The organism is Bradyrhizobium sp. SMVTL-02, assembly GCF_051853005.1.
In the GTDB taxonomy this organism is placed as follows: domain Bacteria; phylum Pseudomonadota; class Alphaproteobacteria; order Rhizobiales; family Xanthobacteraceae; genus Bradyrhizobium.
Window position 1 is genome coordinate 3,917,587 of sequence record NZ_CP182469.1, and the last position, 22,459, is coordinate 3,940,045.

The 22,459-nt window shown below is 65.1% G+C and carries 15 protein-coding genes; 4 read left to right on the forward strand and 11 right to left on the reverse strand.

Annotation, left to right across the window (positions count from 1 at the left end):
• Positions 1 to 637 precede the first annotated feature (637 nt).
• Positions 638 to 4,408 (reverse strand): vitamin B12-dependent ribonucleotide reductase, encoded by a 3,771-nt coding sequence (locus ACNJYB_RS18425; RefSeq protein WP_439375214.1) that lies wholly within the window; start codon positions 4,406 to 4,408, stop codon positions 638 to 640.
• Positions 4,409 to 5,173: 765 nt separating this feature from the next.
• On the opposite strand from ACNJYB_RS18425, the gene ACNJYB_RS18430 reads away from it, so the two are divergent.
• On the forward strand, positions 5,174 to 6,070 hold the full coding sequence (locus ACNJYB_RS18430) for a DMT family transporter (protein WP_439375215.1): 897 nt from the start codon (positions 5,174 to 5,176) through the stop codon (positions 6,068 to 6,070).
• Positions 6,071 to 6,089: 19 nt separating this feature from the next.
• On the opposite strand, the gene ACNJYB_RS18435 is transcribed toward ACNJYB_RS18430, so the two are convergent.
• From ACNJYB_RS18435 to ACNJYB_RS18455, 5 genes are all read right to left on the reverse strand, one after another.
• A complete protein-coding gene (locus tag ACNJYB_RS18435; RefSeq protein WP_439375216.1) occupies positions 6,090 to 7,889 on the reverse strand; it encodes a cache domain-containing protein in 1,800 nt (599 codons plus the stop codon).
• Between the two features lie 8 nt (positions 7,890 to 7,897).
• Positions 7,898 to 8,869: an ABC transporter substrate-binding protein gene (locus ACNJYB_RS18440; protein WP_439375217.1), complete on the reverse strand. Its 972-nt coding sequence runs from the start codon at positions 8,867 to 8,869 to the stop codon at positions 7,898 to 7,900.
• A 375-nt stretch (positions 8,870 to 9,244) separates the two neighbouring features.
• Positions 9,245 to 11,503, reverse strand: coding sequence for a CHASE3 domain-containing protein (locus ACNJYB_RS18445; RefSeq protein WP_439375218.1), 2,259 nt, complete (start codon positions 11,501 to 11,503; stop codon positions 9,245 to 9,247).
• Positions 11,500 to 11,910, reverse strand: coding sequence for a response regulator (locus ACNJYB_RS18450; protein WP_439375219.1), 411 nt, complete (start codon positions 11,908 to 11,910; stop codon positions 11,500 to 11,502). Before ACNJYB_RS18450 ends, ACNJYB_RS18445 begins: the two co-directional genes overlap by 4 nt.
• Before the next feature lie 243 nt (positions 11,911 to 12,153).
• Positions 12,154 to 12,780 (reverse strand): BA14K family protein, encoded by a 627-nt coding sequence (locus tag ACNJYB_RS18455; RefSeq protein WP_439375220.1) that lies wholly within the window; start codon positions 12,778 to 12,780, stop codon positions 12,154 to 12,156.
• A gap of 244 nt (positions 12,781 to 13,024) precedes the next feature.
• Between ACNJYB_RS18455 and ACNJYB_RS18460 the strand changes: the two genes are divergently transcribed.
• Complete coding sequence (locus ACNJYB_RS18460) at positions 13,025 to 13,432, forward strand: NADH:ubiquinone oxidoreductase subunit NDUFA12 (protein ID WP_439375221.1); 408 nt, start codon at positions 13,025 to 13,027, stop codon at positions 13,430 to 13,432.
• 46 nt (positions 13,433 to 13,478) lie between these two features.
• Here the strand turns inward: ACNJYB_RS18460 and ACNJYB_RS18465 are convergent, their stop codons facing one another.
• Together ACNJYB_RS18465 and ACNJYB_RS18470 are read right to left on the reverse strand one after the other, a co-directional pair.
• Positions 13,479 to 13,910: a hypothetical protein gene (locus ACNJYB_RS18465; RefSeq protein ID WP_439375222.1), complete on the reverse strand. Its 432-nt coding sequence runs from the start codon at positions 13,908 to 13,910 to the stop codon at positions 13,479 to 13,481.
• Between the two features lie 79 nt (positions 13,911 to 13,989).
• A complete protein-coding gene (locus tag ACNJYB_RS18470) occupies positions 13,990 to 14,679 on the reverse strand; it encodes a DJ-1/PfpI family protein (RefSeq protein ID WP_439375223.1) in 690 nt (229 codons plus the stop codon).
• A 105-nt stretch (positions 14,680 to 14,784) separates the two neighbouring features.
• Between ACNJYB_RS18470 and ACNJYB_RS18475 the strand changes: the two genes are divergently transcribed.
• Positions 14,785 to 15,723 (forward strand): GlxA family transcriptional regulator, encoded by a 939-nt coding sequence (locus ACNJYB_RS18475; RefSeq protein WP_439375224.1) that lies wholly within the window; start codon positions 14,785 to 14,787, stop codon positions 15,721 to 15,723.
• 93 nt (positions 15,724 to 15,816) lie between these two features.
• On the opposite strand, the gene ACNJYB_RS18480 is transcribed toward ACNJYB_RS18475, so the two are convergent.
• The 3 genes from ACNJYB_RS18480 to ACNJYB_RS18490 form a co-directional block, all read right to left on the reverse strand.
• The gene (locus ACNJYB_RS18480; RefSeq protein WP_439375225.1) at positions 15,817 to 18,954 is read right to left on the reverse strand and encodes an acetoacetate--CoA ligase; all 3,138 of its coding nucleotides are present in this window, start codon (positions 18,952 to 18,954) and stop codon (positions 15,817 to 15,819) included.
• 205 nt (positions 18,955 to 19,159) lie between these two features.
• The gene (locus ACNJYB_RS18485; protein ID WP_439375226.1) at positions 19,160 to 20,170 is read right to left on the reverse strand and encodes a Na+-dependent transporter; all 1,011 of its coding nucleotides are present in this window, start codon (positions 20,168 to 20,170) and stop codon (positions 19,160 to 19,162) included.
• Positions 20,171 to 20,182: 12 nt separating this feature from the next.
• Complete coding sequence (locus tag ACNJYB_RS18490; protein ID WP_439375227.1) at positions 20,183 to 21,130, reverse strand: alpha/beta hydrolase; 948 nt, start codon at positions 21,128 to 21,130, stop codon at positions 20,183 to 20,185.
• A 214-nt stretch (positions 21,131 to 21,344) separates the two neighbouring features.
• Between ACNJYB_RS18490 and ACNJYB_RS18495 the strand changes: the two genes are divergently transcribed.
• A complete protein-coding gene (locus ACNJYB_RS18495; RefSeq protein ID WP_439375228.1) occupies positions 21,345 to 22,382 on the forward strand; it encodes a DUF2155 domain-containing protein in 1,038 nt (345 codons plus the stop codon).
• The last annotated feature ends 77 nt before the right edge of the window (positions 22,383 to 22,459 follow it).

A 22,459-nucleotide genomic window follows, 5' to 3' on the forward strand; every position in this document is an offset into this window, starting at 1 on the left:
GCCACAGACGGCGGCCGTCCAGTCTGTTTATCTGCCGCCAACCGGCCTCTCATGCGCGCGTTTGGCATTGCGCATCTGGCGGCTTCGCATTTCGAAATTTCTGGGTGATCGCTATGGGCGTTTTTCATCGCACGGCCATGCTTTGCAGCTGCTTCATCGAGTCCACCATGAGCGGGTGTACCGAGAGATTTCGTGTGCGCTGAACAAGTCGCACAGGATTTTGTCGAGGCCCCGCCGGTAACGGACGGGGCTTTTTCATGTTCGCAAGCTACCCATTCCGCCCGGCGGAGCCTTCGCGAGAAGGAGGCAGGGTCGTGTGGGAGTATTTTGGACCCGATTTCGCTTTCGACCTGGTGAAAGGAATGGTCGCCGGAATCGCCTCAATGGCATTCCAGGTCGTGGCACCACGAACTCTTCGTGCCGCGAAGCAGTTTCGCGCGCGCTGGGTTGCGAGGAAAGCGGCGAGGCGACTTGCGAGACGGGCACGCAGCAATGCGGTGGCCGATGATGAGCGGTGAGGAGCGAGTCGCCCGACGCATCAAGCGGATGAGATTGCTGAAACAAAAAGGGCGGCCTTTCGGCCGCCCTTTGCATATGTCATGTCCGGATCCAACGACCCTTGAGACGTTCTACCGCCTCACGAACACCCCGTCGTGCTTCCACACGTATCGCACTTCATGCACGTCCCGTTCCGCACCAGCGTGAAGTTGCCGCACTCCGAGCACATCTCGCCTTCGTAGCCCTTGGCCTTGGCTTCGGCGCGGCGCTCGGCCTTGCTGGGGACTATGGTCTGCGCGGTGCCGGCCTTGCTCCACTGCAGCTGCTCGAGCTTCTCCGTGGGGGAGAGATCGTGCTGGGCCTCCTGCTTCAGGGCGACGGCGCCTTCGATGGCATCGCCGACACGAGCCGATGCGCCGTGCGAGGCGAGAGCGGTGACCTTGTTGCCGCCGGCGGGGGCGCTGTCGTTGCCTTGCGAGACCGCGGTCGAGCCGCCGCGCATCACGACGAGCTTGTCGGTCCGCGAGCGGGTGAGGCCGCGCGAGACCAGCTTGGTGGCATGGTGGCCGCCGTCCTCGTCCGGCTCCTTGCCTTCCTCGACGCCCTTGCCGAGCGCGTCAAAGCCCGTCTCGTTGGGATCGACGTGGGCGAGGTCGAAGCGGGACAGATAGCTCACGGCCAGCTCGCGGAAGACGTAGTCGAGGATCGAGGTCGCGTACTTGATGCTGTCGTTGCCCTGCACGGGGCCCGCCGGCTCGAAGCGGGTGAAGGTGAAGGCGTCGACATATTCATCGAGCGGCACGCCGTATTGCAGACCGAGGGAGACCGCGATCGCAAAATTGTTGATGAAGGAGCGGAGCGCTGCGCCTTCCTTGTGCATGTCGATGAAGATCTCACCGAGACGGCCGTCATCGTATTCGCCGGTGCGCAAGTAGACCTTGTGGCCGCCGACGACCGCCTTCTGGGTGTAGCCCTTGCGTCGGTCAGGCATCTTCTCGCGCTCGCGCATCACGATGATGCGCTCGACCAGCTTCTCGACGATCTTCTCCGAGACCTGGGCGGCGCGCGCCGCCATCGGCTTCTCGTAGAGATGGTCGACCGCATCGTCCTCGTCCTCATCCTCGCTGATGAGCTGCGAATTGAGCGGCTGAGAGAGCTTGGAGCCGTCGCGATAGAGCGCGTTGGCCTTCAGGGCGAGCTTCCACGACAGCATGTAGGCGGACTTGCAGTCCTCCACCGTCGCGTCGTTCGGCATGTTGATGGTCTTGGAGATCGCACCCGAGATGAAGGGTTGGGCCGCCGCCATCATGCGGATGTGGCTCTCGACCGACAGATAGCGCTTGCCGATCTTGCCGCAGGGATTGGCGCAGTCGAACACCGCGTAATGTTCGGCCCTGAGGTGGGGAGCTCCCTCGACCGTCATCGCACCGCAGATGTGGACGTTGGCCGCCTCGATCTCGCGCTTGGTGAAGCCGACGGCCTGGAGCAGGTCGAAGCCGGGAGCCGCGATCGCCTCGGCGCCGATGCCGAGCTGGTCGCGAATGAAATCCTCGCCAAAGGTCCACTTGTTGAAGGCGAACTTGATGTCGAAGGCGGTCGGCAGGGCCTTTTCGACCTTGGCGATGGCTTCATCGGTGAAGCCTTTTGCCTTCAGCGTCGAGGCGTTGATGCCGGGCGCGTTGGAGAGCGAGCCGTGGCCGACGGCGTAGGCCTCGATCTCCGCGATCTCGCTCTCGCGATAGCCGAGCGCGCGCAGCGCGGACGGCACCGCACGGTTGATGATCTTGAAGTAGCCGCCGCCAGCCAGTTTCTTGAACTTCACCAGCGCGAAGTCCGGTTCGATGCCCGTCGTGTCGCAGTCCATGACGAGGCCGATCGTGCCGGTCGGCGCGATCACCGTGGTCTGGGCGTTGCGATAGCCGTGCCTCTCGCCGAGCTCGAGGGCCGCATCCCAGGCGGCCTTGGCATGGGTGACGATGTCTTGTTGCGGGCACGAAGCGTGGTCGAGCGGCACCGGGTTGACGCTGAGCGCCTCGTAACCGGAAGCCTCGCCATGGGCGGCGCGGCGGTGGTTGCGGATCACGCGCAGCATGTGCACCGCGTTCTTCTTGTAGCCGGGGAAGGTGCCCAGCTCGGCCGCCATCTCCGCCGAAGTCTTGTAGGTGATGCCGGTCATGACCGCGGTCAGCGCGCCGCAGAGCGCACGGCCTTCCTTCGAGTCGTACGACAGGCCCATGGTCATCAAGAGGCCGCCGATATTGGCATAGCCGAGGCCGAGCGTGCGGAACTCGTAGGAGAGCTCGGCGATCGCGCGCGAGGGGAACTGCGCCATCATCACGGAGATTTCGAGCACGATGGTCCAGAGCTGGCAGAGGTGCTCGTAGCCGGCGACATCGAACTGCTTCGTGGTGGTGTTGTAGAAGGTGAGCAGGTTGGCGGACGCCAGGTTGCAGGCGGTGTCGTCCAGGAACATGTATTCCGAGCACGGATTGGACGCGCGGATGTCGCCGGACGCCTTGCAGGTGTGCCAGTCGTTCATGGTGGTGTTGAAGTGCAGGCCCGGGTCGGCCGACGCCCAGGCGGCGTAGCCGATCTTCTCCCAGAGGTCGCGCGCCTTCAGCGTCTTCGTCACCTTCTTGGAGGTGCGGGCGTTCAGGTTCCAGTCGCCATCCGTTTCCACGGCGCGGAGGAAGTCGTCCTTCAGCGAGACCGAATTGTTGGAGTTCTGGCCCGAGACGGTGAGATAGGCTTCGCTATCCCAGTCGGTGTCGTAGGTGTCGAACTGGATGTCCTTGTAGCCTTGCTTGGCGAACTGGATGACGCGCTTGATGTAGTTATCGGGCACCAGCGAGCGGCGAGCCAGCTTGATTTCCCGGCGCAGGGCAGGGTTCTTCTCGGGGTCGAAGCAATCGTCGCCCGAGCCTTCGCAGTTCACGCAGGCCTTCAGCACCGACTTGAGATGCTTCTGGTTGATCTTGGATCCCGTGACGAGGGCGGCGACCTTCTGCTCCTCCTTCACCTTCCAGTCGATATAGGTCTCGATATCGGGGTGGTCGACGTCGACGACGACCATCTTGGCGGCGCGGCGGGTGGTGCCGCCCGACTTGATCGCGCCGGCGGCGCGGTCGCCGATCTTGAGGAAGCTCATCAGGCCGGACGAGCGGCCGCCGCCGGAGAGCTTCTCGCCTTCGCCGCGCAGGCGGGAGAAGTTGGAGCCGGTGCCGGAGCCGTATTTGAACAGGCGGGCCTCGCGGACCCAGAGGTCCATGATGCCGCCCTCGTTGACGAGGTCGTCACCGACGCCCTGGATGAAGCAGGCGTGCGGCTGCGGATGCTCGTAGGCCGACTTGGACTTGGTCAGCTTGCCGGTGAAGGGGTCGACGTAATAATGGCCCTGGCCGGGGCCGTCGATGCCATAGGCCCAGTGCAGACCGGTGTTGAACCATTGCGGGGAGTTCGGCGCGACCATCTGCATGGCGAGCATGTAGCGGAGCTCGTCATAGAAAGCCTGGGCGTCTTCGTCGGAGGTGAAGTAGCCGCCTTTCCAGCCCCAATAGGTCCAGCAGCCGGCGAGGCGGTCGAACACCTGCTTTGCCGAGAGCTCGCTGACGAAGCGCTCTTTCTCGGGCAGGAGGCTAAGCGCCTCGGTGTCGGGCACGGAGCGCCACAGGAAGGAGGGGACGGATTCCTCCTCGACCTTCTTCAGGCGCGCGGCGACGCCGGCTTTCCGGAAGTATTTCTGGGCGAGAACGTCGGAGGCGACCTGCGACCACTCGGTCGGCACCTCGACGTTATCCAGCTTGAACACGACCGAGCCGTCGGGATTGCGAATCTCCGACGTGGTCAGGCGGAATTCGATTCCCGCATAAGGTGACTGTCCCGAAGTGGTGTGGCGCCGCTCAATCCGCATGGTCTTGCCCCGTCCTTTTCTTTGACCGGTCCCGCCCCTCGTTGGGAGCGTGCCGGGTCGTCATTTCGCTTCGCGAGTCCTCCCGGGCCATTCGGCCCTTGGGCATCGCAGTTCAGCCGGTGGTTCCGGCCCAGTTTCTCCCGGCGCTATTCATCGATGCGTGCATCGATCATCCGCCGGCATGTCCACGCCCATCCGCCCCAACGGGATGCGCGCGACATGCGTTCAACGCCCCACAACGTCACTTCTTCAACCGATGCCATTCGAGCCTTTTGCCGGCCCGTTCTGGCGCCCGAAAAGTCCGCTTTCACAGGGCAGACAAGCCCTTATTCCGCTGCCTCTGGCTGGCCGGCGGAGTGGTGATTGCGAGACCCTTTGGGGGAGTGCCGGCGGGACGCAAACTCACTCGCGCCGAACGGACCGAAAGCTAGGACTCTCCGTTGCGCCCGTCAAGAACTAGTGCGAGTTCCTGAATCAAATACTAAATATGGTGGATTGCGGGGGATAACAGGGGGCAAGCCCGCGCCTGTTGTTGTGCCAAGTATCAGTGAGTCCTCAGGGATTCCCAACCGAAATAATTTGCATGCCGTGATGATGCGGACCTTCATCCCGCTGTTCACAGGGCAGCTATATTTTCGAGCGATGGGATTGCGTCAGCCGGACTCACGTAGCCCTACGGTGGGCGAGGGCAGGCATGCCTGCCGCGGTGGTGGTCGCCCAGGCGAATCCGGGCCAAGCTGACCTCGATTTTGCCGGACTGCCCACATGCATGATTCGACTCGCCGGGATGCGCGACCGCGCATCGCGCCGGCCGGCCTGATGTTCCTCGCGATCACCTCGATCGGCTGGGGCTTCAACTGGCCGGTGACCAAATTCCTGCTCGCAGAACTGCCGCCGCTGACCCTGCGAGGGGTTACCGGCGTGCTCGGTGCCGTGCTGCTGGCGGCGCTGGCGCTCGTCCGCCGGCAGAGCCTGAAGGTGGAGGGCGCGACCTGGCCGCGCCTGCTCACCGCCGCCCTGCTCAACGTCACCGGCTGGATGGTGCTGATGGGGCTGGCGCTGCTCTGGCTGCCGGCCAGCGAGGCGGCGCTGATCGCCTACACCATGCCGGTCTGGGCCTCGATCATCGCCTGGCCGGTGTTGGGGGAGCGGCCGACCCTGCTGCGCACGCTGGGACTGGCGATGGCCTTTGCCGGCCTTGCCTCGATCATGGGCGGCAACGGCATTGCCGCCAGCGCCGAGAAGCTGCCGGGAATCATCATGGCGCTGGGCGGTGCGTTCGGCTTTGCCGTCGGCACGGTGTTCTCGAAGAAGTACCCAATCCACCTGCCGCCGATCACGGCCGCGGCCTGGCAGATCGGGATCGGCTGTCTGCCGATCTCGGTCATCGGCCTGCTGGTCGAGACCACGCATCTGGGCAAGGTGACGACAGTCGGCTGGTGGCTGCTGGTCTATTCGACCGTGGTGCAGTTCTGCATCGCCTATGTCAGCTGGTTCGCCGCGCTGTCGCGCCTGCCGGCCTCCGTCGCCGCGATCGGCACCATGGCGGTGCCTGTCATCGGCGTCGTCGCTTCCGCGATCGCGCTGGGCGAGCCGCTCGGGGCAGGGCAGATCGCGGGGCTGGTGTTCACGCTGGCCGCCGTGGTGCTGGCGACGCGCTAGCCGTCCGGCCGCCCGGGTATCAGTGGTCCTGAGGCTCTTTCTCTCGCCGGCGTTGTCCCGAGCCCGGCGGTTTCAACGGCAGGTCAGCGGGTGCGACGGCAAAGCCTTCGAGGGCCTGGTCGTAGCCTTTGATGGCCCGCTGTCCGAGCGATACCAACGCAACGCTATCCCTGACCCTTCCAGCGATGGTGGGATCAGCCAGGATCTGCCCGTCCTTCGCGAGATTGCAGAGCCGCGACGCCAAATTCACCGCGGCTCCCATCGCCGTGTAGTCCAGTCGACCGTTATAACCGACCGTTCCTACCGTTGCCGGTCCCATGGCAACGCCGACACCAAAGCCGATCGCGTGGCCGGCGTCGCACCATTTGCCGGCAAGGAACTGCACCGCCCTTTGCAGGTCGATCGCGAGCCGGACCGCTTGAGTTGCCGGCTGTTCGCATACGACCGGGGCGTTGACCAGGAGCATGACTCCGTCGCCATCAAAGCCGATGAGCGTTGCCTCGTGACGGGTCGTCACGGCGCCGACGGCCTCGTAGTACTCGCGCATGACGGCCATGATGACGTCGGGTTCGTTGCGCGTGGAGAACGCCGTGAAGCCGCGCAAGTCGCCGAAAATGACGGCCACTTCACGTCGCTGTCCTTCGAGCAGTTCATGAGAATGCTCGACCAATTCGGCGACCTGTGATGGCAGGAACTGCTTCAGCCGTTCGATCCGCGCAGATTTCTGCTGCGAGATCGCCAGTTCAGAAGCCATTTCGTTGAAGCGCAACGCCAGTTGCTGGAACTCGTCACCGCTGAAGATTTTGATGCGATGCTCGAATTGTCCGGTTCTGATCCGCTCCACGCCCTCTTCCAGTTGCTTGATCGGCCCGGACATTCTGTGCGCGCGCCAATAGGCGAGCGCCAGCGCGATAAGAACACCAAAGGCAATGAGAATTGACGAGCGCCACAACGCCGCGCGAATTGATGCAAAGGCTTCCGAGGCCGGCTGCATCGCGATCACCGTCCATCCCACATCGGCGGCCTGAACGGATAGCGCCACCACCGGGCTGCCTCGATCCCCGGTTATCACCGCCGCTCCGCTCGCCGCGCCAACGAGATGCTTGATCCGCCCGAAACTGCCCGAGCTGGCGCGGCCGCGCAGAACCAGACTGATATCGGGATGAGCGATCAGATGACCGGAGTCATCGACAACAATGGCATAGCCGGTCTCGCCGATTCTAATGGCTGCGATGACATCCCAGATCAGCTTCAGATTGACCTCTGCGATCGCAACCCCCGCAGCCGGCAGGCTCCCGGCAACCGCGATCCTCATGTAGGGCTCTGAATCTTGCTGGTACTGAACCGGTCCGTACCAGACCTTGTTGGCGCGTGCGCCCAGAACAGCGGGATCCATAGACATGTCAATGCCGCGCCCGGTCCTGTTCAGAAGCAGCCTGGACACAAAGACCCGTTCGGTGCCGGTCTCATCCAGAAGCGAAACCGAAACGATTGCAGGCACCTGCTGGAGGAGGCGCAAGGCATCGATCTTATGTTGCGCATCGTCTCCGGCAGACCAGGGAAGCTGCACCATCCAACCCAGCTGATCCCGGATGCCATCGGTGAACGCCTCGATCCTGTCGGACGCCGCGCGAGCATCGGCCTGCAGCACCGCGCTGATCTGGCGGCGCTGGTCTCGGTAACCGAAAGAAGCCTCGACCGCCGCGCCGAGTATCAGAGGCACGACCGCAGCGACAAACAAGGTCGCAAAGTACTTGCAGAACAGCGAGCGACGCGGGGGCATCGTCGAGGAAGAGGACTGTGCAGCACCGTCCGTCATAACTACTCTCAGGAGATCACCTTGCTGGCGCGAAACAGGATCGACGACACATTCAGGTCGATACCCAGAAGCCTGGCTGTCTTCAGATTGACCGCAAGTTCAAACTTCTCGGGGCGCATCACCGGAAGATCTGACGGATTTTCGCCGCGCAGGATGCGATCGGCGTAAGTAGCAAGCCGAAAATAGGTCGTGCGCTGGTTTGCGCCGTAGCTCAAGAGACCTCCTGCGTCACAATATTCAGACCAGCCAAACATCGAAGGCAGCCGGTGCGCGATTGCAAACTCCGCAATCTTCGCACGATGCACCAGCGTCACCGCATCGGGAAACACGAGGAGAGCATCCGCATCCAACTTGCCGGCAGCCATCAACCCATTCTCGATGTCGCCAGCGCCACAGAAGGGAACGTAGGCTGTCTCAATGCCGAGATTCCGGCACGACTCCAAAGTCGCACGCCATTCCAGTGGCTCTCCCGGATGGTCCGTGTTCGATAAGACCGCCAGTTTTCGCAGCTTTGGATAAATGTCCTTGATTAGCTCAACGCGCTTTCCTGCCAGCTCGAGCGACAGGAATGTGCTGCCGGTGAAATTGGTGCCGGGGTGAGCAAGGCTCTTCACCACACCCAAAGCCACCGGGTCACCGCTCAATGCAAACAGCACGGGGATGTCGGCGACCGCAGTCATGACGCGTGTCGCCGGACCGCTCGAGACCACAAGGTCGATATCCCCGCGCTGCAACTCGGAGACGATCTTGCGCAGGGCCTGCGGATTTCCAGGGGCATAATGCGTCTCGAAGGTTACGGTCTTGCCCTCGACATATCCCAGCGCGCGCATGCCCTCGCGAAAGCCGTCCAGGAAGGGATCCGGTTCGGACTGAGTCGAAACCCAGAAGATGCGATGCAGCTTGGCTCCGCCCTGCGCCCGTGCGATCGCAGGCCAGGCCAGTCCTCCACCAATCAACAAGATGAACTCTCGTCGTTTCATGCGAGCACCTGTCGAAGCTGCGCCGTCGATTCCGGCCGCAGACCAAGATCCTGCTGTGCATCTGGTGACTGCGCTCGGTGTCACGCTCCGCCAGCGGACTGTCGCGACACCGGCTCCAACCTTTGTCGCCGAGAGCATGCTCAGAGTTGGGCCTGTGAGACGATTTGTCCTTGAGATGCGCTTGATTTTTGCTTGAGACCGGCCCGATCGAGATCAAAACGGCCTTACTCCTTGCATGGCGCGGTGTCACAACACCTCCGGCACGGATCCGGGGGAGCTACGGCGTCTCAAGAGGACAACCGGAACTCACATCGTGAGCCAGTGCCTCGACCTCCTATATGGTGCGACTGCAATGCGCCTTCGGCAGTTCACGCGCTAGCCCACCGCCATCCCGCCGCCGTTCAGCGCCTTCCGGATCATCTCGGCGAGCTGGTTGCGGCGATAGGGCTTTGTCAGCAGCAGCACGCCGTCGTCGAGCTTGCCGTGGTGGACGATGGCGTTGTCGGTGTAGCCAGAGGTGTAGAGCACCTTCAGCCCGGGGCGGAGCTTGGCCACCTTCTCGGCAAGCTCGCGCCCGCTGATGCCGCCGGGGATGACGACGTCGGTGAACAGCAGATCGAAGGTCTGGCCGGCTTCGATCAATTCCAGCGCCGCCCGGCTGTCGGGCGCGGCGATGGTCTTGTAGCCGAGGCTCTGCAATTGCGCGGTGACGAAGTTACGCACCAGCGAATCGTCCTCGACCACGAAAATGGTCTCGGCACCGCCCTCGGCCTGCGGCACCACATTCGCGGCCGCGTCCGGCGCGCCTTCGCCCGGCGGCAGATAGAGCTTGATCGTGGTGCCGTGGCCTTCCTCGCTGTAGATCTTGATGTGGCCGCCGGACTGCTTGACGAAGCCATAGACCATGGAGAGGCCGAGCCCGCTTCCCTTGCCGACCTCCTTGGTGGTGAAGAACGGCTCGAACGCCATCTGCTGGGTTTCGGCCGACATGCCGGTGCCGGTGTCGCTGACCGCGAGCATCACATAGGGGCCGGGCCGAACCTCCGCATTGGCCTGCGCATAGGCCTCGTCGAGCACGACGCGGTGCGTCTCCAGCAGCAGCTTGCCGCCGTTCGGCATGGCGTCGCGGGCGTTGATCGCCATGTTGAGCACGGCATTGGTGAGCCGCGACGGATCGATATGGGCCGTCAGCGGCCCCTGTTCCAGTACCGTCTCGATCTGGATCTGCTCGCCGAGCGTGGGACGCAGCAATTTGGCGATGTCCGCAATTGCGGCGTTGATCTCGACGTTGCGCGGCTGCAGCGGCTGCCTGCGCGCGAACGCGAGCAGATGCTGGATCAGCTCGGCGCAGCGCTCGGCGGCATCGTCGATCAGGCGCGCCACGCGCTGCAGCTCCGGCTGCTGCTCCAGGCTCGCCACCAGCGTCTCCGTGTTGCCGGAGATGACGGTCAGCATGTTGTTGAAGTCGTGCGCGACGCCGCCGGTCAGCTTGCCGATGGCATCCAGCTTCTGCGACTGGTGCAGCTGCCGCTCGGTCTCGCGCGAAGTGGTCGCGTCGTGATAGACCAGCACCGCGCCCGAGATCTCGCCTTGCCCGTCCAGCATCGGCCGGCCGCTGATCATGAGATGGCGCACCTGATTGCCGCTGTGCGGGCGGACGATCATCTCGAGGTTTTCGAACTCCTCGCCGCCGAGCACGCGTGACGACGGCATCTCCTTGGCCTCCATCGGCGTCACGCCGTCGCCGTGGAAGACGTCGGACAGCGCCCGCAGATTGCCGAGGTTCATGCCGGTGCGGTGCAGCAGCATGCGCTCGGCGGCCGGGTTGGACAGAAGAACGTTGCCCTCGGTGTCGATAACGAGGACCGCCTCGGCCATGCTGCGAAAGGTGCTCTGGAGCACGTTGACCGACAGCCGCAGTTCGTCATGCGCGGTGACCAGGTGCTCGGTGCGCTCGGCGATTGCGGCCTCGAGCTGCTCCTTGGCGGCGGTGGTCTCCAGCAACGTGCTCTTGAGTGCGAACTGGGTGCGCTGGCTCTCGCGCATCACCATCACGACCAGCAGCAGGATCACCAGCGCGCCGGCGACGTCGATGCCGAGCAGCACGATGCCGGTGCGGCGCGAATCCTGGGAGCGCGCGGCGAGGAGGCGTTCCTCCTCTGCGCTCAAGCGGTCGAGATTGCCCATCACCGTGTCCATCAGGCCGCGGCCCTCGGCCTTGTCGTTGAGCGCGGCAATCCCGGCCTGGTCATTTGCGGCGCGCAGGCGCATCGCCTCGGCGGCGATCCCGATCCGGCGCAGCGCCAGCGGCTCGGTGCCCTCCAGCAGCGCGACCTGATCGGGATTGTCGCGCAGGCCGTGCTTGAGATCGGCGAGGGCCGGCGCGATCTGGCCGTGTACCGCCTCGAACTCGTCCTTGAAACCCGGACTGCGATAGAGCTCGTAGCCGCGCGCGGCGCTTTCGGCGCGGCGCAGCAGCACGCGCAGATCGGAGATCTTCTTCTGTACCTGGACGGTGTGATTGACCCATGCGGCCTCGGACCGCGACTTCACGTCGAGGGCGATCGAGGTTGCGGTGATGATCAGGAGGATTGCAAGTCCAGCACCGAGAATGACGCGCTGCGTTGGAATCAAGGGGCTTCTTTCTTGTCCTTTGCGCTCTCGCCGGCGAGACATTCCCGAATGCTGGTCAGCAGCGCTTCCGGCGTGAACGGCTTGCGCAGGCAGCGGCTTGCGCCGAGCTCCAGCGCCATGCGCAGGAAATCGGGAGAGGGCGAGGCGGACGAGGCGAAGGCATAGCCGGACATCGCGATCAGCGGGATCGCCGGCGCGCGCTCGTGAAAGATGCGGATGGATTCGAAGCCGCGCATGTGCGGCATGAAGATGTCGATCAACATCACGTCGTAGGTCTGCGACTCCAGCGCAGCCAGTCCGGTTTCGCCGCCGTCAGCCAGCGTCACGTCGAAGCCCTGACGTTGGAGGAGGACCTCGATGGTCGCGCCGACCATCGGATCGTCATCTACCACGAGGATACGCGGCATGACACTTCCCAGTAGATCGAAGTCCCCACCGGCAATGGTGATATCCGCGAATCGTGGCTCGGGTCAATTTTGGATTGGATCAGGTAGATATGCACGGTGTGGTGAATAGAGGTTCCGTTGCGTCAGATTGTACGCAAGTTGCGCCGCGACGTTCGAACACGCGAAACAGGTGACGGGTGTGACACTCGCGAAAAAGGCGCCGCATCGCTGCGACGCCTCTTCCTTCAAACATGTTCGGTCCACTTACGGGCAGGGATGACGCAGACCGTCATAGCCGAGATAGGTGCCGGAGGCCGGATCATACGATCTGTAAAGCTGCGCGCAGTAGGCTACGGAATCTCCGCCACCGTCGGGCACCACCGCGACTGATGGCTCGTCATAGTAAGTGTTGCCATAGTAGTAGGGGTCATCGTAGTACCCGCCGCCGTAATAGGCATACGAGCCGAGGCCGCCGATCGCAGCGCCCGCCGCGAAGCCGGGCCAGAAGCCGCCACCACGATGATGCCAGCGGCGGCCGCTCCAATTGCCGCTACCGCCTTGCCAGTTGCCCGCCGTCGCAACGCTGCGGGTCCCGCTGAAGGATGGCGAGACGGTAGGACGGCTCGCCATGCCGCCTACGAAAGCGCCGCCGCTCGGACGTACCGCCGTGCCGGCCGCGAAACTGCCGCCGCTCGGGCGCATCGCCGCACCGCCTCCGAAATTGCCGCCGCCGCCGTGGAAGGCCGCCCCGCCGCCACCGATCCGCGCGCCGCCACCGCCGAAGTGAGCACCACCGCCCGCTGCAGGACGATTCTGTGCGAAGCCCGGGCTCGCCAACGGAAGAACCAACGCCACCGCCGCGGCGGCACCGAGAACTTTCAGACTTTTCATGTCAAAACTCCTTTCCCGGGGAGGCAAACCCTGTGCAGGGCGTGGAGTTCCTGGGATCACGCCGGTTTGCGCGTGAGGGAAGCGTCTCACCGGACCGCTGTACCCGGCATGAACGGATCAGGTCCGATTTGCGGCGGGCGGTTCTCCGAGGCAGCCATTTGCGGCGGGTCAGGCCGCACCCGGCGAACTGGACATTTCGCCGCCCGGATGGCATCAGGACCCGACGAAGCAGGGCCCTTGCCGCATGAAACAGTTCTTTCTGAAGTTCTTCACCTGGTGGAATGGCCAGACGTTTGGCACCCAGCTCTGGACCAAGCGGTACGGAGAGCTGGTCGGCCAGGACGAGCAGGGCAACCTCTATTATCGCAGCCGTGGCGGGGCGATCGATCCGACCCTTGGCTTTGAGCGGCGCTGGGTGATCTATAATGGCTATGCCGAGGCGAGCCGCATTCCGCCGGCCTGGCATGGCTGGATTCATCACGTCGTCGATACCCCGCCGACCGAGATCAACTACCAGCCTCGTGAGTGGGAAAAGCCGCACCAGCCGAATCTCACCGGCACGGCCAAGGCCTACCGGCCCTCTGGCTCGACGCTCGCCAGCGGCAAGCGTCCCAAAGCGACCGGCGACTACCAGCCCTGGACGCCCGGCTAGCTGCCTGCGATCTTCCCTCGTTCGACTGGATGCACTTGCATTCGCGCTACGCCGCTGTGGACAACGGGAACAGCGGGGATGTCGTTTGCGCGGTCGTTGCGCCGACCCGGGCGATGCGGCTCAATGATCCCATCTTGCGGAGATGGAAGACCATCGCGTTCGGTTCGGGCCACAGTTCGCGACTGTCCCGAAATGCAGCGGCCGCCGACAAGGACTCGATCGGGAGATAGGCCCCCGGTCCGGAAGGTCCGAAATCGCCCGATGTGAATGTGCAGCCGCCGTGAGACAGGAAAGGCCGCTCGGGAAACCGAGCGGCCTTTTTCTTTTGGTGCCGCGCGGCGCCCGAACCGGAGAAGGCGATTGCCGTGCTCCGCACCCCGACATGCGAGCGCAGCGAGGCAATCCAGACCGCCGGCGCAGAAAGATTCTGGATCTGTTTCGCTGCGCTCGCAATGACGATGCTGAGGCAGCTTGCCAAACTTTGCTGTCGGACCTCGCATGCCATGGCAGCAGCGCAAAGGGCGCTGCTGCGCGTCCGGACACCGAGCCGTCGTGCTCTACGACACCACCCGCTCAGCGGCACGCTTGACTGCATCAAGGCGGTAGGCCTGCAACGGTGCGATGCGCTCCTTGACGCGAGCAAGCACCTCGGCGGGCGCGGTATCGGGCGAGCCGGAATTGAAGGGCGGCGCCGGATTGTATTCGATCCCGAGCTGGATCGCCTCCGCCGTAGTGCGATCGATCAGGGTCGACACCAGCGTCAGCGCGAAATCGATGCCTGCGGTGACACCGCCGCCCGTCACGCGGTTGCGATCGACGCAGACACGCGTCTTGGTCGGCGTCGCGCCGAACTGGCTGAGCATCTCCATCGCGCTCCAATGGGTGGCGGCACGGTAGCCCTTCAAGAGGCCGGCGGCGCCGAGCGCCAGCGATCCCGTGCAGACCGAGGTGACGTATTTGGCGCCCTCGGCCTGCCGGCGCAGGAAGTCGAGCACCTGCTCGTCATTGAGCAGGTCGTCGGTGCCGCGGCCCCCGGGTACGCAGATCACGTCGAGTTGCGGGCAGTCCGCGAATGTCGTGGTCGGCGTCACGATGAGCGCGGAATCGCTGGGCACCGGCTCGATCCGCTTCCAGATCAGGTGCAGCTGGGCGCCGGGAACGGCGGAGAACACCTGCAACGGGCCGGTGAAGTCGAGCTGGGTGACGCGCGGGAACACCAAAAGACCGATCTGGAGCGGTGCCGACATGAGAACCTCCAAGGAAGAGCTTGACGGAGGCAAACTGGCATGATGCCCTTCTGTCCAAAATGGCGTAATTCCCTCACTTTCGGACATTTCGTTTGGAGCTGGCCCATGATCGGCATCCTGATCTTCCCCGACTTCCAGCTGCTCGACGCGGCAGGTCCGATCTCGGTGTTCGAGATCGCGGCGCGTGCGTCCGGCAAGCCGCTTGCGCTGCGGGTGTTGGCGGCGAAGGCGGGGCTCGTACGCAGTTCGTCGGGTGTCGAGATGATGGCGCGGGATCTCAAGTCGGCAAATGCCGTCTCGACGCTGATCATCGCGGGGGGTGCCGGCGTTGCTGAGGCCGCGCGCTGCGAGGTCACGCTGGCCTTCGTGCAACGGCTGGCCAGGCGCGGTGTACGGGTCGCCAGCGTCTGTTCGGGCGCCTTTGTGCTCGCCGAAGCGGGCCTGCTCGACGGTCGCCGCGCCACCACGCATTGGGGCCGGACGCGCGAGTTCGTCGCACGCTATCCCAAGGTGAAGTTCGAGCCGGACCAGATTTTCACCCGCGACGGCAATGTGTGGACGTCGGCGGGCATCAGCGCGGGAATCGACCTCGCGCTGGCGATGGTCACCGACGACCAGGGCGAGGAGATCGCGCAGGCGACGGCGCGGCAGCTCGTGCTGTACCACCGCCGCAGCGGCGGCCAGTCGCAGTTCTCCTCGCTGCTCGAGTTGAAGGCGCCGAACGGCCGCTTCGGCGCGCTGCTGTCCTGGGCCCGCGAAAATCTCGACGCGCCGCTCACCGTGGAGGAGCTTGCCGATCGGGCCGGGATGAGCGCGCGGCATTTTGCCCGCGCCTTCGCGGCCGAGACCGGCACGACGCCATCCAAGGCGGTCGAGCGGCTCCGGCTCGAAGTCGCCCGCGAGCGCGTGCAGTCTTCGCGCGAGGCGATCGAGCTCGTTGCGGAAACGACCGGCTTCCGCGACCCCGAGCGCATGCGCCGCGCCTTCATCCGAGCCTTCGGCCAGCCCCCGCAGGCGCTGCGGCGCGCGGCAAGGGCGGGATAGGGTGTGGACGCGTCATCCTTGAGCGCGTGCAGGAGGCGAGGTCCGCGTCGGCACAAAGGCGGACACCGATGGTGCAGAGGCGAATATCCGCCTTCAGATGGGCAGGAGCACGATTTCCGAATAAAGCCTGTCGAGCTCGCTGGCGGCGGTCAGTGGGGAGCGGAAGCACGTGCTCATCGGAAGTACCACGCCACGTGGCCGGACCGAAAAGAGCCGCGCCTCCGCGACGAGTGCTGCCGTTCGCTGCCGGCGCAGGATCGCCAGCTTGACGCGCTCGAGATGACGCACCAGCAGAGCCGGTGCACTACAATGCAGAATATCCGAATAGGGGATTTGCCGCGGCAGAAACCGTGCCAGCACTCCCAGCCGGCTCGCTGCAGGACGACGTTCGCGGCGTTTCACCACGAGATAGGCATGATCGGGCCCGTCGATGATGACGAGTTGCAGGCAATCGTAGGGCGCGTGATCGTCGAAGATTTGCTTTTGGTGGCTGGTCAATCTATCGCGGACCACGGCTGGATCGAAGCTGATCAGCGGCCGGGTCGAGGCGAACAAGGTCTCGGCCTGCAGCAATGGCGGCATGGCGATGCGCTGCGAGTCCAGCGGTTTGAAGCGTTGCGCCATGAGGGCAGCCCAGGATGACGGCTGTGGGGTGAAGCACGTATATGTGGCGTTCGCGTCATCCAGCATCGAGGCGAGCAGTGCCATGCCCCAGCCGCGGTACTGCGCGTTTACAACCCAGGAGGACAGGTTACGGACGAGGACTACCGCGTCGTTCACCTGCCGCGGGGCCGCAATGGCCCCGATGAACCCGACCAGGGCGTTGCCGTCGAAAAGCATGAAGCCGCGCCCGTGATCCGACCAGCCATGATTGAACAGGCGGCGCCATGTCGTTGCCTCGATGCGCGAGGCGCAAAACGTTTCCTCGAGAAAGTGGCAGACCGGCTCCACGTCCTCCGGGCCCACGGCACGGACATGCAGGCCCGATCGACCAAGCTGCCGGTCCGTCAGAGCCTCCGCGCCGGAGAGGACCGCGGACAGCCCTTCGATCGACGGCGCGCCCAAAAAGGCCGAAAGCGGCACCGGATGACCCGCATAGCTCTCGATCTCGAGGAGCAGGCTCACCACCGCCAGCGAGTCGGCGCCGGAGTCCAGAAGATTGTCGGACCAGCCGATGGGAGCGATGTCCAGCACGCGCTCGCAGATTGCCTGCAGGTCTTTCGGCAGCCGCTCGGCGTCGGGGATCATCCGACTGATGGCGGCCGGCTCCGGCGACGCGCTGACGGTTCGAGGCCCCCGGAGAACCGGATGGTTGCGAATGGCATCAAGGCACTCCGCGTTCTGCAGGGCATCGCGATTCCGTACAGGGCGGCCATTCACCGCATCCCGCGCTGCGAGTTCGGAACGCTTGCCGTTAAAAGTGACGGGAAGCGCCTCGACCTGCGCGATACGCGCCGGCACGAAGGCCGGCGAGCCGCAGCGTGCAAGCTTCGCGCGGATGTGCCCGGCCAGCGCCCTGTCGAGCACCACGTCTTTGCGCAGCACGAGCAACAGAACCATGCGCGTGCCGCCTGGCTCGTCTTCGGCTTGTTGCTCGACCGCCATCGCCTCGACGATCTGCTCGACGTCATCGAGGATGCGGTAGATCTCCGCGGTTCCGATGCGGATGCCGCGCACATTGAGGACGCCGTCTGAACGACCGTGCAAGCGCCAGCCCCCCTGAGGCGTGGCCTCGATCAGATCGCCATGTGTCCAAAAGCCGGGGTTCTGAGCAAAGTAGGCGGCGTGGAAGCGCGTGCCGTCGGCATCGCCGTGAAAGCCGAGCGGGCGCGAGGGGAAAGGATTGGCGCAGACCAGCTCGCCTATGCTTGCCTGCGGATCGTCAGGGGGCGGCAGCGAGCGGACATCGAGGCCGAGGCTGCGGCACTGTACCTCGCCGCGATGGACCGGCAGATCCGGATTGCCGAGGACGAAGCAGCCGATGATGTCGGTGCCACCCGAGATCGACTGCAGCGGGATTGACGTCTTCACCTTGCTGCTGACCCAGTCGTACTGGCGCGGATACAGGATGGAGCCGGTCGAGAGCATGGCGCGCAGGGCAGAAAGGTCGAACACTTGGCCGGGGCAGAAACCCTTCTGCTCGCAAAAGTGCAGATAGGCAGGATTGGTGCCGAAAACGGTCACGTGCTCCTCGGCAACGATCCGCCAGAACGTGTCTGCCGCCGCGAGCGGCCCGTCATAAAGGACAATCTCGGCGCCCGAAGCCAACGCGGACAGTTGCCACTTCCACATCATCCAACCACAGGATGTCTGGAAGAACAGCTTATCGCCAGGCCTGAGATCACAGTGCAGCCGGTGCTCCTTCAGATGCTCCAGCAAGGTGCCGCCGGCGCCGTGCTGGATGCATTTCGGCGGGCCCGTGGTGCCCGAAGAGAACATCGTGAACAGCGGATGGTTGAATGGATGACGGTGCCAGCCTGGCTCATCATTGCCGCCATCTTCATCACAGAGCAGGCCGGTAAGCCTGTGCAGCGGTGCCGTCTCCTCGTCGAGGTCGAGCGAGCCATCATCCAGCGCAATGATCGCCGCGAGGCTCGGCAGGCCGGCCGCCGCTTCGCGGACGCGATCGGCGACGGGGACTCCCGCATCCCATGGCTCCGCGCGAAGGCACCCGAAGAGCACCACGGGCTCGAGAGGGGCGAAGCGTGCCAGGATGGCGGGCACGCCCATGTCTGGCGCGCAGCTGGCGAAAGTCGCGCCAATGGCGGCGGTCGCCAGACACGCAATGACCGCCTCGGCATTGTTGCGTGCGATGGCCACGACGTGGTCGCCAGGGCGCACCCCGAGCCGCTGCAACGACTTCGCCAGTCGAGCAACCGTGAGGCGCAGCGCGCCACGCGTGAACCGGTCGCGGCTGCCGTTAGCGTGGCAGGCGGTCAGCGCCGGCTGGTCGGCAGTGCCGGTGAGGAGACACTCAACGTAGTTGAGACGGAGATCCGGGAAGAAGCGCGCGGTCTCGCAGGCATAACCGACGCAGACGGGCTCGGCTGCACCGTCCCGCGGCAAGTCCGACCACTCGAGGAAGAGGCGCCAGAAGCTGTGGTAGTCCTCGACCGAGAAGCGGTCCATCGCAGCGTGATCGCGCAGCTGTCGCCCCGTGCGGGCCTCGCACCATTGGCGGAAGGCAGTGAGCTGAGACTGTGCGACGCCATGCGCATCGGGACGGAACACTACTTCCTCCAACCCCGCTTTACGTAAGGCACGTGACAACCAAGCCTCTGCCAGCCACTGCGGTGCCTGAACGCCAGGATAGGCTTCGTATCCCGCGAAGAAATCATCCTGATGGGGTATATGGCGGATAGACGCAACGAGCCCCAGGTCGGCGGGAGTACTCCGTAATACCGACAGCAAGCCGCATTCCGGATTTGGTACAATCTTAGGTTGTTCGATTTGCCGCGGCCGCGCTGGCGGCGTCAGCAGCCCGCGCCGTCAGTCGCCGCGCGATCGGCGTCAGCAGATAGGGCGCAAGGTGGATCGGAAACTGCGTCAGCGCGAAATAGAGCCAGGTCCTGGCCGGCAACGCGCCGGCGGTCGCCGCCAGCATCAGGCCGAGATTGCGCTGTGACACCATCAGGCCGATCGCAAACGCACGCTCGGTCCCGGCGCGGCGGAAGATCAGTGTCGTCGCGGCGAGCAGGGTGAAATAGACCGCAAAGGCGAGCAGTGCGACGCCGATCGTGAACAGCGGATCGGCGACGAAGTCGTGCGCGAGGTCGCCCATCACGGCGGAGGCGAAGACCAGCAAAATCAGGATGTTGAAACCGTCGATCGGCCGCTTGTGGCGCCGGATCGCTTCGGCGCCGACGATCCAGCGGATCGCGGTGGCGCCAATCAGCGATATCGCGAGGATGCCGAGCAGCTTCAGGCCGAGCGTGAGCGGCGAGATGCTGAGCATGCCGCCGAGAAACAGGCTCGCGAGCAACGAGGCTGTGAACGGCACGAGCGCGGTCGCGCTGACCAGCGTGACCAGCGGAAGCGTGGCATCGAGGCCGATCAGCGCGGCGAGCGCGGGCGCTGCCATCATCGGCGAAGCCAAGGCCTGGAGCATAAGGGCGAGGAAGAGGCCGGGAGAGCTTCGGTCGAGCCCGCTGCCATGGGCGAGCAGACCGACGACCAGCGGCACGCCGATCGTGGTCCATGCCGTCGCGCCGGCGATCAGTGCGGGCCGGCGGAGATGGCCGTAGAGCGCGGCGAGATCGACCCGCATGAAGGAGATACAGAGCAGGCACAGGATCGCCTCGGTGACGTAGGGACGCAGCAGCGCGCCGAGCGGCGGCACCGCGACCGCGATGAACGCGACGGCCGCCACCGCGCGCGTGCCCTGGTCGCCGAGCCAGGTCAGGGCGCGCAGGGGGAGGGCGAAAGCGTTTCCAAGAGCGGAAGACATGCGAACGGCGTCTCAGCCCAATCCCTTCAACCACGCGCCGATCTCGCCGACGGCGACATTGGCCTGTCGCAACAGCTTGCCCATGGTGAAGAAGCCGTGGAACTGGCCGGGATAGTGCTTGTACGCGACAGGCACGCCGGCCTGCGTCAGGCGCGCGGCATATTCATCGCCCTCGTCGCGCAGGGGATCGGCGCCGGCGGTCAGCACGTAGGCCGGCGGCAGGCTCGCGAGGTCTTGCACGCGCGCCGGCGAGGCGCGCCAGTCGTGGATGTCGGCGGTGCCATTGAGATAGTGATCGCGGAACCAGCGTATCACCGAATGGGTCAGCAGAACGCTGGTCTCGGGATCGCGGTGCGAGCCGTGCGTCATTGCGAAATCGGTCGCCGGATAGATCAGCAGCTGGCCGGCGATCGCGGGGCCGCCGGCGTCGCGGGCGGCGAGCGCGACGACCGCGGCGAGATTGCCCCCGGCGCTGTCGCCGCCGATCGACAGGCGCGAGGCCTCGATGCCGAGCTCGCGCGCATGGGCGGCGATCCATCCGGTTGCGGCGATCGCGTCATCGGCGGCCGCAGGAAACTTGTGCTCGGGCGCGAGGCGGTAGTCGACCGAGATCACGATCAGCGCGCCTGAAACCGCGAGCTGGCGGCAGACGACGTCGTGGGAGTCGAGATCGCCGATCACCCAGCCGCCGCCGTGGAAGAACACCAGCGCGGGCGACAGGCCGTCGTGCCGGCGCGGCTCGTTCGGAACGTAGAGGCGGGCGGGGATCTCCCCGTGCGGCGCCGGGATCGCGAGCTCTGCGATGCGGGCGAGTTCCGGCGGCTCGGGGTTGGTGGCAAAGCGCGCCTGCAGGTAATAGGCGCGGGCCTCCGGTGCAGTCAGCGTCTCGTAGGCGGGGCGGCTGGCCTCCTGGAAAGCCTTGTAGACGGCGGCGGCGTCGGGATCGAGCACAACGGGCATCGGGGGCAACCTCTGAGCTGGTTTTGGTTGGTCTGTCCGGGAGGCGAATGCCCGGCTTCTTACCCGCCTTGCGCCCCGGGGAGGGAGTGTACGACTATCCCATCCGGGTGCCGGTCTGGCCAGATGGCGCCGGGAACGGCAGGGATGCCGCCCTTCCCCCGCCGTATTCGCCGTGTTAACCCGAGGGCCTGCGAGCGGCGGTATCCCCTGTAGAATGTCCAACAAGCCCGATTCGCTGTTGAAGCCGCGCGAGATGTTCAAAACCTTTACCCTGACGGGCCTTGCGGCACTTTTGGCCGCCACCGCGCTGACGGTTGCGACGCCTGCGCAGGCGCAGATCGGCACGATCTTCTCCGATCCGCCGCCGCGGCCGCCGGGCAGCATTCCGCGCGGCCAGCCGCAGCCTCAGATCCCTGATGACGACGAGGAGGTCCCCGAACTCCCGCCGCAGGGCCGCGTGCTGCCGTCGCGCCCCATGGCACCGCCGCCGGGCCGGCAGGGGAACGTCATGCCGGGACCGGTCGAGACCCAGCCTTTGGCACCGCCACCGGGCTCCACCGTCGCTCCGCCCAACCAGCCGCCCTCCGCCGCGATCGCTCCGCCCAGTCCGCAAGGCGCCCCGGCTGCGCCCGGTCAGCGCCAGCCGCAGCAGAAAGGCGGGCCGGGCGGCGCCGTGCCGCAGACGCCGGCGAGCCTGCAGCCGGGCGACGAGGTCGTGACCGAGCCGCCGGCCCAGAAGATCGTGAACAAGAAGGCGACCTTCTCCGGCCTCGACAAGATCACCGGGCGCATCATTAATTTCGACGAGGAGATCGGCGAGACCGTCCAGTTCGGCGCGCTGCGGGTGAAGACCGACGCCTGCTACACCCGGCCGGCGACGGAAGCCGCCAATACCGATGCCTTCGTCGAGGTCGACGAGATCACTTTGCAGGGCGAGGTGAAGCGGATCTTCTCAGGCTGGATGTATGCCGCAAGCCCTGGCCTGCACGGCGTCGAGCATCCGATCTACGACATTTGGCTGACCGACTGCAAAGAGCCGCAGCAGACCATTGCGACCGCGGCGCCCGATCCTGCGAACAAGCCCGCACCGCCGCCGCCACCTCCCGCGCAGAAGAAGGCCGCGCCCAAGCAGGCGGTGCAGCAGCGTCCGCCGCAGCCGTTGCCGCCACCGCCGCAGCAGCAGCCGGCGCCGCCGCCTCCGCAGCCGGAGCAGCGGCCGGGTCTGTTCGGTCTTCCCGGGTTCGGCCGCTAAGGCGCGACGAGATCGGGATGAATCTCATCGCGCTTCAGGTTGTTGTATGCGCATGATCATTTCGGAAAACCGCTACG